The following is a 12,674-nucleotide window of genomic DNA, read 5'->3' on the forward strand; positions in this document are numbered from 1 at the left end:
CATCGCCGTCCCGGCTCCGAACTCCCCGCAGATATCCGGAGCGGGCACCACCAGCCGCCGGCCCGGCGAAGTTAGGGAGAAAGAAATGCTGCAATTGGCACTCATAGGCCTGCTCGGTGGGCTCATTACGGGGATCTCGCCCTGCATCCTTCCGGTCCTCCCGGTCATCTTCTTGTCCGGCGGCGTCCAGGGTGCCCGGCCCGGATCGGCCGCGTCCGGTGGAGCCCCGAGGGACAAAACGTCCGACGGCGGCAGCACCTCAGGCGGCGAGGTCGCCGCCAGCGGAAACCTCGCTACCGCCGTCGAGCGTGAATCCGAAGCCAAAGCAAAGCGGCGGGCGGGATGGCGTCCCTACCTGGTGATCCTCGGGCTGGTGATCAGCTTCAGCACCTTCACCTTGGTTGGCTCGTTCCTGCTCACGCTGGTCAACCTGCCGCAGGACCTGCTGCGCTGGATCGGGCTGGTGGTCCTGGTGCTGATCGGGCTTGGCCTGATTTTCGACCGCTTCCAACACATCCTCGAAAAGCCCTTCTCCTGGATCCCGCAGCGCAGGGTCGGTACCGAAAATGGTGGGCTGGTGCTGGGACTGGCCCTCGGCGTCGTCTATGTCCCCTGTGCAGGACCAGTGCTGGCCGCGATCGCCGTCGCGGGTGCCACCGGACAGGTGGGGCCGGAAACCATCGTGCTCACGCTGACTTTCGCGCTGGGTGCCGCCATTCCGTTGCTCGTGTTTGCCCTGGCGGGCCGCCGCGTGGCCGAGCGGGTCAAAGCGTTCCGGAAGAACCAGCGCAAGATCCGCATTGCGGGCGGGATCATGATGATTGCGCTGGCCATCGGACTCGTGTTCAACCTCCCGCAACTGCTGCAGAAACTCGTCCCCGACTACACCTCCTCACTCCAGGAGCAGGTCCAGGACAACGACGCCGTGAAGAAGGCCCTGGACCTCGGCGGCCTGGTGAACGATCAGAATAAGGACCTGGACAAGTGCAGCAACGGCGGCACCTCGCTGGAATCGTGCGGGACAGCGCCGGATATCAAGGGCATCCAAGAATGGTTCAACACGCCCGGCAACCAGGCCGTGAACCTGAAGGACCTCAAGGGCAAGGTGGTGCTGGTGGACTTCTGGGCCTACTCCTGCATCAACTGCCAGCGTTCAGTGCCGCACCTCACCCAGTGGTACAGCAAGTACAAGGACTCCGGGCTGGAAATCATCGGCGTGCACTCCCCCGAGTACGCGTTCGAAAAGGAAACGCGGAACGTCATGTCCGGCGCGCAGAACCTCGGCATCACGTACCCCGTGGCCATCGACAACAACCTCTCCACGTGGACCAACTACCGCAACCGCTACTGGCCTGCGCACTACCTCATTGACGCCGACGGGACCGTCCGCCACATCAAGTTCGGCGAGGGCGGCTACCAGACCACGGAAAAGCTGATCCGTGAACTGCTTCAACAGGCCAAACCCTCCGTCCAACTCCCGGCACCTGTCGAAGCCTCCGACGACGGCCCGATTGCAGGTGCCACCACTCCCGAGACGTACTTGGGCGTCACCAAGAAGGTCAATTATGGGGGCACGGAACCATACAGGGCGGGGGACGGCGTGTATTCGGCCCCTTCGGCTCAGCCTGCGGACAGCTTCGCCTTGACCGGTTCCTGGAACCTGGGGACCCAGTCCATTGCGCCCACCGCGGCGGGCTCGTCCATCTCGCTGAACTACCACGCCAAGCAGGTGTACATCGTGGTCAGCGGCGAGGGTTCGCTGGATGTGATCCGGGACGGCAAAGCCAGCACCGTGGCCGTGTCCGGGACGCCCACCCTTTACAAGATCGTGGATGATTCCGAGATCCGTGAGGGGTCACTGGAGGTGAGGGTCCCGCAGGGAATCCAGGCGTACTCGTTCACGTTTGGATAAGAACGGCGCAGTTCGCCCCCGGGACCCCGAGGGCGAACTGCGCTGTTTTTCTTGGCTGGCTGATCAGCCGTGGAGGGCGGCGGCCTTTTCCAGGTCCTTGCCCTTGGTCTCAGGCGCCATGAGGAAGCTGATGGCCGCTCCGAACAGCGCGATACCGGCTGCGATCCACATGGTGCCGGAGAGCCCCAGATGGGTCAGGGCCAGCGGGGTGGCGAAGGTACCGATAGCCGCACCGATGCGGCTGGTCCCGGTGCAGAGTCCGACTGCGGTGGCCCGGACCTTGGTGGGGAAGAGTTCGTTGGGGTATATCCACTCAAGGATTGACGGGCCGCCGTTGAAGATTGCGTAGAAGGCGAAGGCCAGAGCGATCAGCGCCAGTGGTGCGTTGGGGAACACCGCCAGGAACATCAAGCCCACGCCAGAGAGGACAAAGCCCCAGATCAGGACTGGCCTGCGGCCAAGCCTGTCAACCACAAGGAGAGCCACCACATTCCCCACAAGGAAGAAGAGGTTGATCAAGCCGTAGCCAATATTGGCTTCGTCACCGGACTGAAGGTTGAACAACGCCAGAATCTGCGGCCCAAAAGCATAGATGGAGAACAGCGTAACGATCGTGCAGGTCCAGAAGACGGAGATGAAGACAACGCGGTTCAAATACCCGCCGGTAAGGACCAGTTTGAAGGCGCTCGCAGTGCTGAGCTTGGCTGCCTTCGGGTCATGCGCGGTGATGCCGTCCAGGGTGGCGGATTCACCGATGGTCTTCTTCAAGATCTCCAAGGCCTCTTGATGGCGGCCCTTGCCAACGAGCCAGTGCGGGGATTCGGGAATCGTGGCACGGGCAATAAGGATCAGTACCGCCGGAACAGCCGAGGACAGCAACATCCAACGCCATCCGTCTTCCAGCGAAAGCAGCCAATAGCCCACGAACGCGGCAACTGTGGCACCGACGAACCACATGGCGTTCAGGCCTCCAAGGAGCCTTGCCCGCCAGTTTTTTGGGACGAACTCGGCCACCAGGGACGTCGCAATCGGGTAATCGGCCCCCACCGCGATTCCAATGAGAAGCCGCAGGACGAACAGTTGCCATGGTTCCTGCACGAAGAACTGCGCGACGGAGAACACGATGATGGCCACGAGGTCGATCGTGTACATGAGCTTGCGGCCAATCTTGTCCGTGACGTTGCCGAAAATCAGACCGCCCAGGAACACACCCACCAAGGCGGATGCGCCGATGAGGCCGTTCCACCAGTCATTCATTTGCCAGGCCGGGATGATCTGGACCAGCGCAATTCCGATGATGGCAAGGATGTACCCGTCTAGGAACGGACCCCCTGAGCTGAAGAGCGTGAGCCTCTTATGGAAAGAGTTCAGCGGAGCCGAATCTATGGTCATTTGTGTTGCAGGTGCTGGAGCTTGGGAGAGCATGGTGAATCCGATCTGGGAAGAGGGAAAACGACGTTGGTAACCCAACAGATCCGTGGCCAGGGGTGAGGTCAGGCTGCTACGGCTGCGACCGCATCGATCTCGATGCGCTTTTCGCCCCTGAACCGTGCCACTTGCACAGTGGTCCGCGGAGGCAATGGATGGCCGCTGAGCCTCGTGAGGTAGGCGGCGTTGTATGCATCAAATTCATCGAGGTCGGCCAGGAAGACCGTGAGTTTGAGCAAATGGGAGAGGCTGGATCCCGCATTCTTGAGGACGGCTTCCATGTTGTCGAAGACCTGCCTGACCTGTCCGGCGATATCGGCGTCCACGGCGCCGTCTTCACCAACAGGAACCTGCCCGCACAAGAAGAGGATTCCACCGCTCGCGGCTGATGCGGTGTAGGGACGGGGTTTGCCGTCAGTGAAGTCGGTTCGCGCTACTAAGTTCATGCGTCCACAAGGTAATTCCGCGAAATCCCATACATAATCTGCCATTCCTTTTCATGCATCTCCAGTGCGGTACTGGCGCCCACAGCCTTTTCAGGTTCGCGATGAACCGGTTCCGGGAAGGCAACTACCACCATGCAAGGCTCCTTTTCGGTCGGCCGCAGGGCTGCGCGGACCTGTGGCGGCAGGCCCGGGTCATCCGAGGCAGCCATGATGATTCGACGGCCCCATGCGGCCGACCTGCGTCGGACAAGGTCGTTCCACAGACGCAGCGGGATGTGGCTGTCCACGGTGCGGACAACCGAAACGCTTCCATATGGAACGTCCTGAACGACGTCCATGATCTGGAGTGCGGTCCTTAGGGCAGGCTGACCACCGCCGTCGAACTCGTGCAGATAACCAGCAGCCCAAAGTGCGGGGCTGACTGCAGCGGGACGTGCCGACGTTGACCAGTCTGCATCCAGCAATTCCTCCAGGAGTGACAGTCCGTCGTGTGACTCGGTTTGGGCACGCAGGACCGCCAGGGCTCCTTCCTGCGCCTCGACGGGGTCGGCTCCCGCCGCACAAAGGGCCCGAAAGGCCGCTTCCTTGATTTCCCGGGGTTGGACGGCCAGAAGGCGGCCTGGCCGGGTGCTGGTTTCAGACATGCGCGTGTTCCTTTGTTGTGTCCATGGCTTCCGTGAACAGCCGGGCCCAGTTGCCTCCCATGACCGCCGCGATAGAGTGCTCGTCCAGACCTGTAGCCTCCAAGCCATCCGTGAGCCGGGGAAAATCCAGGGGCCCCTCGAACCAGGCCGGCCACAGCGGCCAGGTCGGTGCATGCTCCGGATCGGTCGGCTGCCAGCGCCCGTTGCGAAGCCAGCCAACAAACTCCTGATCCCAGCCACGAGTGCAATCGCTCCCGATTCCGACACTCATAGGTCCGTAGTGGTCCACCATCCGCGCAACCATGGCGCAGAAATCCTCGATGGACACGTGTTCACCACCGCTGACGGTGGGATAAAGGCAGCACCCGATGACACCGCCGCGGTCCACCAGCGGTTGAATCACGTCATGGGGCTTGTTGCGCGGCGTGTCGAAGAACCACAGCGGGTTGGAGTGGGTGATGGCAACCGGCACCGAAGAGGCCTCAATGGCATCACGGCTGGTCCGGTATCCGACGTGGGAAAGGTCGATCAGCATGCCCACGCGATTCATCTCTTCCACGATCACGCGCCCGTACCGGCTCAGCCCGGCATCTTCTGCTTCGAAGCAACCGCTGCCAATGAGGTTTTGGTTGTTGTAGGTCAGCTGGGCTATCCGTACGCCGAGCCGGTGGAAGACCTCAACGTAGCGGTAGTCGTCTTCGAAGGGGCTGGCGTTCTGGAACCCAAGAAATACCGCGATCCTGTTCTGTGCCTTGGCGGCCTCAATGTCATTGCCGGAAGAAGCGAGGAACACCAGGTCCTCGTTTCGGTTGACGAGCTCCAGCCATTGGCCAATGGAACGGAGCGTATCTGCCGCGTTTTCCCAGACAGCGCAGGTTGCGTTCACTGCGCTGACGCCACCGGTCCGGAGTTCTTCCAGGACGGGCCGGCTCCAGTTACTTATCTGTAGTCCGTCCACGACCGTCAGGTTCTGGTGCAGGCTCACTGTTCGACCTCCCTTGGCGCCGTGGGGAACAGCCAATCGTCGTCGTCCGCTCCGTTGTTGATGTCCAAGGCACGTGGCGCGCCGCTGAACAACGTCACTCGCAACCAGTCAGTGGACTGGGGGCTGAAATTGTTCATCCCGTACGTTGCCAGCTGGAAGCGCTGTGTGCTCAAAGGCAGAAATCCCGCGTCGATCAGGCTGTCCTGCAACTCGCCGTAGGGAAGGACCCGTGTCTGCTGGACCCTCGCGACAGCGAAACGTTGCTGAGGGTGGGCCATCAGGAAAGCAGTAACACTGCTCTGGGGCGGAAAGTTCTGCAATTCGTCGACGAGGGCGTTGACGCGACGGGCAATGTCCGTGCAGTGTTCGGCAGCGCCCTCGGGACGATTCGAGCGAAGGGCACGTCGTGGTTCTTCGTTGGCGGCCGACGAGAACCAGAAGTACCGGGCCCTGTCCGGGTCCGTGAAATCGTAGCTGCGGACCCAGGCGTAGTTTGTCTCCACGATCTGTTTGAGTTCACCACAGGACATGGCCGGCTCGAAAGAAGCGGCGGGACCGATTTTGAGCAAAGCCTCCGCGTCTTCATCGAAATCGGCACGGAGTTCGATCACGATCGAGCCGAAGATCCCCCTGGCCTCCGGGCTCAGGCTGGCCGCCAGCTCGTGAAGGTTCGCCAGGACCGGTGCCGGAGCCGTTGCGGAGTCAATGTGAAACCGCAAAGCAGCAAGGAGTTGCTGGAGCTGTGGCCGGATCGCATCCGTGGCCAGGAAGGGCGAGGTCTGGAGTGCGTGTTTTTCCTCGAGGTGCCGGTCGGCCCTTGCCAGCAACTCCGCCACGCGGAACAGGTCCGGATGGTCCGGTTCATAGTCACGGACGAGTCCGGCAGCCAGCGGAATCTCGCGCAACCGGCACCATGCGTCCAGGTAGTCCGGGTGGTTGATCACGAAAGGCACCATTCCCAGGCCAGTGGCATTGCCCAACCCAAGGTATCGGCCCCATTCGGCATTTAAAGGAACCGCCGAACCGCCGGAAGCTGCCGCCTTGGCGCGGGCTACGTGCTCCACCATGTCCATGCTCAGTTCACGCAGCAGCCAGGCAGCCAACATCTGGGACCGGTATGGAACGGCCAAAGGGTGGCCGGCGGGAATGTCCGTGAATTCCTTGAGGCCGAACTTTCCGTTGCCGTAGAACGCCGTGCTGCGGATCAGGTATGGGCTCGGGCCGACGATGTCCACATCCGGCTGGGACCCTGCGGCCAAGCAATCGCTCACGTAGTCGAAGAAGCGCGCGCTCCGGTTCGCCCTGGTCAGGATGATGGTCTCCGGATCGACTCGTCCACGCTCCTGCACGGGGACGTTGATCCGAAGTTCGTCTTCCCGCTCGGCCGTGAGCCCGCCTTCAATGAGGGCTGCGGTCACGTCCCATGCTTCGGCGATGACCCTGTCAGTGCGTTCGTTTTCCTCCAGGGTGCGGCAGAAGGCAATAAACGTCAGCGTCTGTCCTTCCGCCTCCACGGTGTATACAACCGTTCCCCTGGCGTCCGCGTCCAGTTCGACGCGCGTCCGGGCTACGGACCATTGCCGGGCAGCGGCGCGGCGAAGCATGGTGCGGGCAAAGCTGTGCCGCGTGGCCCAAGCACCGTTCATGTCGGCGCCGGAAAGCACTACGTTCGGTGCCCGCAATTTGGCGGCCGCTCTTTCGTCTTGGAGTGTCATTGTCATGCCTTCTCGGGAGCCAGACGCAGGTACGCGGTCTTTTCGTGTGTGAAGAAAGCCGCAGCGGCGGTACTGTTCTGCTCCCGCGGACCGGCGAAGGTCGAATCCTTCATCCCGCCGAAGGGAACGTGAAGTTCGGACCCTGTGGAGGGAGCATTGACCTTCACGAGGCCGGCGTCCAGGGAGTCCACGCAACGCCGCGCAGCCCTCTCATCGCTGGTGAACACAGCGGCGGTGAGGCCAAAGTCAGTGCCGTTTGCCAACGCAATGGCCTGGTCAAGAGTGTCCACCCGGAGGACGGTCACCACGGGTCCGAACACTTCTTCGTGGCAGATAGTCATTGACGGTGGGCCGGTCAAGACAGTTGGCCGAACGTAGTATCCCTCGGCCGCCGGAGCAGGGGCCTGCGCCATGATTTGACCACCCTCGCTCAGAGCTTTCTCGATCGCGGCGTTGATTTCGTCCCGGGCTGATGCAGAAACGACGGGTCCCACTTGCACGGCAGGGTCGTTGCCTGGGCCCAGGATCAAGGCGGAAACTTTCTCTTTTACCGCATCCAGGAAGGCCTCGTGCCCGTCACCTGCAAGAATGATCCGCCGGGTGGCTGTGCATTTTTGGCCTGTTGAGCCCATGGCCGCGTTAACAGCGCTGGATGCAGCCAGCTCGATGTCGGCGTCGGGGAGGACAAGTGTGGCGTTGTGCCCACCCAGTTCCATCTGCAGTTTCGCTCCGCGACCGCAAACGATCCCGCGGATGTGGTGCCCCACAGCAACCGAGCCCGTAAACGTCACGCCCGCGACGGAGGGGTGGGAGACGAGTTCGGAACCCAGTGGGCCCGGACCGAGCAGCAAATTTGCGACGCCGGCCGGCACACCCGCCGCTGTCAGGATCTCCATCAAAAGAACCGAGACGCCGGGAGTGTGGCTTGCGGATTTCCAGACCACGGCATTGCCATGGAGCAGCGCCGGCGCGATTTTCCAGGCAGGGATTTGCAGCGGGAAGTTCCACGGCGTGATGACACCTACTACGCCCAACGGACGCCGTACGGTCAGGATCCGCTCATCAGGGTGGCTTGAAGGGTACTCGGTGCCCACGGGGTTTCTGGCCGAGGCAGCGTGGTAGTCAAAGGTGTCTGCGGATGCGTCAACTTCCATCCGGGATTCCGCCAGTGTCTTACCGTGTTCTGCGGTCATCACTGACGCTATTTCCTCACGCCGGTCCCGTATCAAGGAGGCTGCGAGCGCCAGGATCCGACCCCTTGCCAGGATTCCCAGACGGTCCCAGGCCGGATAAGCCGTGACGGCCGCTTGTACGGCTTCGGCAAGTTCCCGGGAGCCGGCTTGGTGATAGGTGGTGACCGCTTCTCCGGGTGCTGCCGGGTTGAAGCGGGTTGTGGTTTCGCCGGCTCCCTCAACCCAACTTCCGTTGATGAAGCTGCTGGCTGGCTTGGTCGTGACGGGCATTCTCGAACCTCTGATTGTTGATCTGTGACTGTTCTCACGATCAACGGTAGACCCGCAGCATCAACCAATGAAGTATCTATTTAGCTCTAACCAATATGCGTTTAGTCTTGATTGCATGAACCTTCGTCGCTTGGAGCTTTTCGTTGCTGTCGCCGAAGAACTTCACTTCAACCGGGCCGCCGAGAGGCTTCACATGGCCCAGCCGCCCCTGAGCCAGCAGATTCGCAAGCTTGAGGAGGAATGCAAGACCCAATTGTTCGTGCGCAACTCGCGCAACGTACAGCTCACCGCGGATGGTGAAGTTCTCCTCAAGCACGCCCGGAAGCTTCTCACGCAGTACGGAACCCTGAACGCAGCCCTCAGACAGGCACGCGACGGTGAAGTCGGCAGGCTGCGGCTCGGATTCGTCTCATCCGCCGCTATCTCCACCCTTCCACCGGTGGTCCGGGATCTCCGTGCGAAATGGCCGGGCATAGACCTTGAACTACGTGAGGAAACCACCGACACGCAGATTGAGCTCATCGCCTCCGGGGCCCTCGACGCGGGAATCGCCCGGGAGGTCAGGACGGTGCCAGGCATCAGCTCCACGCTTTTGCAGAACGAGCGCCTCGTGCTGGCAGTCCCGACTGGCCACCCATTGGCCACACGAAATTCAGTCCGACTTGAGGAGTTGAAAGGTGAGAGGTTTATTGCGTTCCCGCGGGACCGCATCTCAAGGCTTTTCGATCACATAGCCGCGCTGCTGCACGCCGCCGACGTCGAGTTCGACCTTGCCCAGCAAGCCGTCCAATTCCCCACCATCCTTGGCTTGGTGGCGGCCCATCTGGGCATCGCGGTGGTCCCGGAATCCCTGCGCGCGTATGCCATTCCGGGCCTTGCCTACCTGGACATCCAGGGCACCTCGGCAGTCTCCCGTGTGAGCTTGATTTACAGCAGCGACATGGTGGAGTCACCGCTTGTGGCCAAGGTCAGGCAGGCCTGCGAAGAGACCCTGGCGTTGTCGGGACCAGGCAGCAACCGCGAGTAGCCGCCCGGGCAACGCTCCCCGGCGAGCGTTGCCCACCCCTCACGACGATGTCAGGATGGGCGGATGGCTATCGAAGTTCGTCCCGCCACGGTGTTCGACGACGTCAAGACCATGGTGGGCCCCAAGAAACCCGACTCCAATGTGTGCTGGTGCCTCAGCTACCGCATCCCGTCCAAGCTCAACCAGAGCCTCCAGAAACAGGAACGCGGCAAGTACGTCGAGGGGCTGGTGGCCGAGGATCCGCCGCCCGGCGTTTTGGCGTACGACGGCGACGAGGTAGTTGGGTGGGCGGCCGTCCACCCGCGTGCGGACACCAGTTTCGCAACGAACCGGAAGATCCCCCACGTGGATGACTCGGAGGTCTGGTCCGTGTGGTGCATCCGCGTGAAACCAGGGCACCGCGGCAAAGGGATCTCGCACCACCTCCTGCAGGGGGCCATCGACTTCGCGAAGGCGCACGGCGCACCGGTCCTCGAGGGATACCCCGTGGACAACAAGGGCGGCAAAGTGGATCTCACCATGGCCTACGTGGGCACGCGCAGGCTCTTCGAAAAAGCCGGGTTCAAGAAGGTCGCCGAGACCACGTCCGTCCTCAACGGCTTCCCGAGGGTCCTGATGCGCCTGGACCTCACCTGAGAAATCGCGCTGTAGTCAGGGGCAGAGGTCAACTGGCATCAACAGTCACTGGCTCAATGAAGAGACCTGGCCCATTCGTGGCCCTGCCGCGCACTACCGCTCGTCTGCTTTACCACGACGTCAGCCGAGGGAGCCGTGCTCGGCCAGAAGATCAGCTTGTAGGTGTCTAAAATCCCGTCCGTATCCATGGTCGTGTCCGCCTCACGTCCGGCATCCATGCCGGCAGCGCAGTACCTCACACGGTAGGGACCGGGCAGTAACTCCAATTGGTACGACGCGGCATCGCCCCACTCGATGAGTCGGACCGCTCCTTCCGCCAAGAACGACACTTCAACGATTTCCTCCCAGGAATCCTCGTAGTCCGGCTCGCTCTCGAACAGTTCAACTGTGAAACCAACGTCCCCTGTGTGGAGACCCGTTACCAATTCCAGTACCCCGCTGCTGGCCGCCCCACAGATGCCATTGTGTTGTTGTCTGAACGCGTCGCCGTAGTCGCGGGGCTGCGCCCCGGCGCTCTCCACGGTCGCCTGCCCGTAATGCACCCACAAAGGTCCTTCGAAGAGATCCAAGCTCGCTGCTCCTCACCGAGTCGCCGGCACAGTGACATCTATAACTGGTATCAGACAACCTTACGCAGGCTGGTCCAGCGAAAACGAACTCCCAGCGCTCACCGGTGCCGATGTCACGACGCTTGCAAACGCGCCGTCATCCGGTGTGCTTCGGCCATGAGCAACTTGCCCAGGAACTCCTGCCGTTCCCCACGGAAACGCGGCTCGATCCCCGTCAAGGACAAAGCCCACGCCGGTTGGCCGTGCCGGTCGAAGACAGCGGCGCCCATCCCCCAGCTTCCTTCAAGGACCAGCCCGGGATTCACTGAATAGCCGGCCAACCGGGTCCGTTCGAGGTTGTCCCGGACCACGTCCGCGGGATGCCCGACGGCGAATTCCCCGGCGTGCGCGGCCCAGTCCTCCAAAAGACTCTCCTGCTCATCTGGAGGCATGAAAGCCATGATCGCGGTTCCGGCCGAAGCCACGCCCAACGGGAAACGAACGCCCTCATGCAGCACAAAGGACCGGACCGGGAACGACCCTTCTTCACGCAAAACGCAGACTGTTTCATTGCCGCGGCGGATGGAAAAGAACGCGCTCTCCCCGGTCTCAGCGGCCAGTCGACGCAGGGAAGGCCGGGCAAGGTCCTCCATGGGGAAACGGGCCGCCGCAACTGAACCGAGCAGGAAGACCTCCGGCCCCAGGACCCACTTTCCCGTGGCTTCCTCGTGTTCCACCAAGCCCTCCGCCGCCAGTGACGTGAGCAGTCGATAGGCCGTGGGCCGCGTCAGTCCGGACTCCCGCACAACCCCAGCGAGGGACATCCCGGCGGGCTTGCGCCCTACCAAACGAAGCAGCGCCGCGACACGGCCCACCACTTGGGCGCCCTGGACCGGGTTCGACGACGGCACCGCCTTTGGGGGCGCCGCCGCTCCCGAGGGCGCCACCGCTTTGGCGCGCCCTGTTTTCTGGTCAGCCATAGTTACTCCCGAAGATTCATCCACAATATGGACACCTGTCACTCTATCGTCCACAGCATGAGTCAGGAAGCCCGGCTGGCCTTGCCCAGTAGAGCGACCACTCCTAGGCTCAGTACCCAAGAACACCAAGTCCACAAAGTGGATACTCAATGAGGAGCCGCCCCATGTCGAAGCTGCATCCCAACGCGGGCCAAGCGCTACGTGACCTTTTGGCAGACGGCCAGACGATCGCCGTCGGGGGCTTTGGCCTCAGCGGCATCCCCGCCGACCTGATCGACGCCGTCCGCGAGTCGGGCGCCAAGGACCTCACCATCGTGTCCAACAACATGGGCGTGGACGGCAAGGGCCTGGGCGTCCTGATCGAGGCCGGGCAGGTCCGGAAGGTCATCGCGTCGTACGTCGGCGAGAACAAGCTGTTCGCCGAGCAGTACCTTGCTGGCAAACTCGAAGTCGAGTTCACCCCGCAGGGCACCCTGGCCGAGCGGCTCCGTGCCGGAGGCGCGGGCATTCCCGCGTTCTACACGCGGACGGGGGTGGGCACCTTGGTGGCCGAGGGCAAGCCGCATGAAGAGTTCGACGGCGTCACGTACGTCCGCGAGCGCGCCATCACCGCGGATATCGCCTTGGTCCACGCCCACACGGCGGATACCGACGGCAACCTCGTGTACCGCTACACTGCGCGGAACTTCAACCCCGTCGTCGCCACTGCCGGCAAGGTGACCATCGCGGAGGCGGAGGTGATCGTGCCACTCGGCGAGCTGGATCCGAACCATATTGTCAGCCCGGGTGTCTACGTCCAGCGGCTGGTCCAGGCAAGCGACCGGGTCAAGGACATCGAACAGCGCACTGTCCGGCAGCGCCCCGAACCCGTCCCGGCCTAAGCAAAGGAG

General features: G+C 62.4%; 12 protein-coding genes. 4 read left to right on the forward strand and 8 right to left on the reverse strand.

The window, feature by feature from the left end; all coding sequences use genetic code 11:
- Window positions 1-85: 85 nt before the first annotated feature.
- Window positions 86-1,912 (forward strand): cytochrome c biogenesis protein DipZ, encoded by a 1,827-nt coding sequence (locus tag ACIQTZ_RS05445; RefSeq protein ID WP_402978285.1) that lies wholly within the window; start codon window positions 86-88, stop codon window positions 1,910-1,912.
- Between the two features lie 63 nt (window positions 1,913-1,975).
- On the opposite strand, the gene ACIQTZ_RS05450 is transcribed toward ACIQTZ_RS05445, so the two are convergent.
- The 6 genes from ACIQTZ_RS05450 to ACIQTZ_RS05475 all read right to left on the reverse strand — a co-directional run bounded on the left by ACIQTZ_RS05450 (window position 1,976) and on the right by ACIQTZ_RS05475 (window position 8,593).
- Window positions 1,976-3,304, reverse strand: a complete 1,329-nt coding sequence (locus tag ACIQTZ_RS05450) for an MFS transporter (RefSeq protein ID WP_402978288.1) — start codon at window positions 3,302-3,304, stop codon at window positions 1,976-1,978.
- A gap of 101 nt (window positions 3,305-3,405) precedes the next feature.
- Window positions 3,406-3,786: a RidA family protein gene (locus ACIQTZ_RS05455; protein WP_402978291.1), complete on the reverse strand. Its 381-nt coding sequence runs from the start codon at window positions 3,784-3,786 to the stop codon at window positions 3,406-3,408.
- Entirely contained in the window at window positions 3,783-4,430 is a 648-nt protein-coding gene (locus tag ACIQTZ_RS05460; protein WP_402978294.1) for a hypothetical protein, read from the reverse strand. Before ACIQTZ_RS05460 ends, ACIQTZ_RS05455 begins: the two co-directional genes overlap by 4 nt.
- Window positions 4,423-5,415 (reverse strand): membrane dipeptidase, encoded by a 993-nt coding sequence (locus ACIQTZ_RS05465; RefSeq protein WP_402978297.1) that lies wholly within the window; start codon window positions 5,413-5,415, stop codon window positions 4,423-4,425. The genes ACIQTZ_RS05460 and ACIQTZ_RS05465 overlap by 8 nt, the downstream gene beginning before the upstream one ends.
- On the reverse strand, window positions 5,412-7,130 hold the full coding sequence (locus tag ACIQTZ_RS05470; protein ID WP_402978300.1) for a hypothetical protein: 1,719 nt from the start codon (window positions 7,128-7,130) through the stop codon (window positions 5,412-5,414). The genes ACIQTZ_RS05465 and ACIQTZ_RS05470 overlap by 4 nt, the downstream gene beginning before the upstream one ends.
- A gap of 2 nt (window positions 7,131-7,132) precedes the next feature.
- The gene (locus tag ACIQTZ_RS05475) at window positions 7,133-8,593 is read right to left on the reverse strand and encodes an aldehyde dehydrogenase family protein (protein WP_402978303.1); all 1,461 of its coding nucleotides are present in this window, start codon (window positions 8,591-8,593) and stop codon (window positions 7,133-7,135) included.
- A gap of 115 nt (window positions 8,594-8,708) precedes the next feature.
- Here ACIQTZ_RS05475 and ACIQTZ_RS05480 point away from each other — a divergent pair, with 115 nt between their 5' ends.
- Both ACIQTZ_RS05480 and ACIQTZ_RS05485 read left to right on the forward strand, forming a co-directional pair.
- Window positions 8,709-9,620 carry a LysR family transcriptional regulator gene (locus tag ACIQTZ_RS05480; RefSeq protein WP_402978306.1) on the forward strand — a complete coding sequence of 304 codons (912 nt, stop codon included), beginning with the start codon at window positions 8,709-8,711 and terminating at the stop codon, window positions 9,618-9,620.
- A 63-nt stretch (window positions 9,621-9,683) separates the two neighbouring features.
- Window positions 9,684-10,256, forward strand: coding sequence for a GNAT family N-acetyltransferase (locus ACIQTZ_RS05485; protein WP_400335464.1), 573 nt, complete (start codon window positions 9,684-9,686; stop codon window positions 10,254-10,256).
- Between the two features lie 53 nt (window positions 10,257-10,309).
- On the opposite strand, the gene ACIQTZ_RS05490 is transcribed toward ACIQTZ_RS05485, so the two are convergent.
- Window positions 10,310-10,825 (reverse strand): hypothetical protein, encoded by a 516-nt coding sequence (locus ACIQTZ_RS05490; RefSeq protein ID WP_402978309.1) that lies wholly within the window; start codon window positions 10,823-10,825, stop codon window positions 10,310-10,312.
- Between the two features lie 113 nt (window positions 10,826-10,938).
- Window positions 10,939-11,682 (reverse strand): IclR family transcriptional regulator, encoded by a 744-nt coding sequence (locus ACIQTZ_RS05495; RefSeq protein ID WP_402978623.1) that lies wholly within the window; start codon window positions 11,680-11,682, stop codon window positions 10,939-10,941.
- A 266-nt stretch (window positions 11,683-11,948) separates the two neighbouring features.
- On the opposite strand from ACIQTZ_RS05495, the gene ACIQTZ_RS05500 reads away from it, so the two are divergent.
- Window positions 11,949-12,665: a CoA transferase subunit A gene (locus ACIQTZ_RS05500; RefSeq protein ID WP_402978311.1), complete on the forward strand. Its 717-nt coding sequence runs from the start codon at window positions 11,949-11,951 to the stop codon at window positions 12,663-12,665.
- Window positions 12,666-12,674: the final 9 nt, after the last annotated feature.

The sequence above is a fragment of the Paenarthrobacter sp. NPDC090520 genome, assembly GCF_044769205.1.
Lineage (GTDB): Bacteria > Actinomycetota > Actinomycetes > Actinomycetales > Micrococcaceae > Arthrobacter.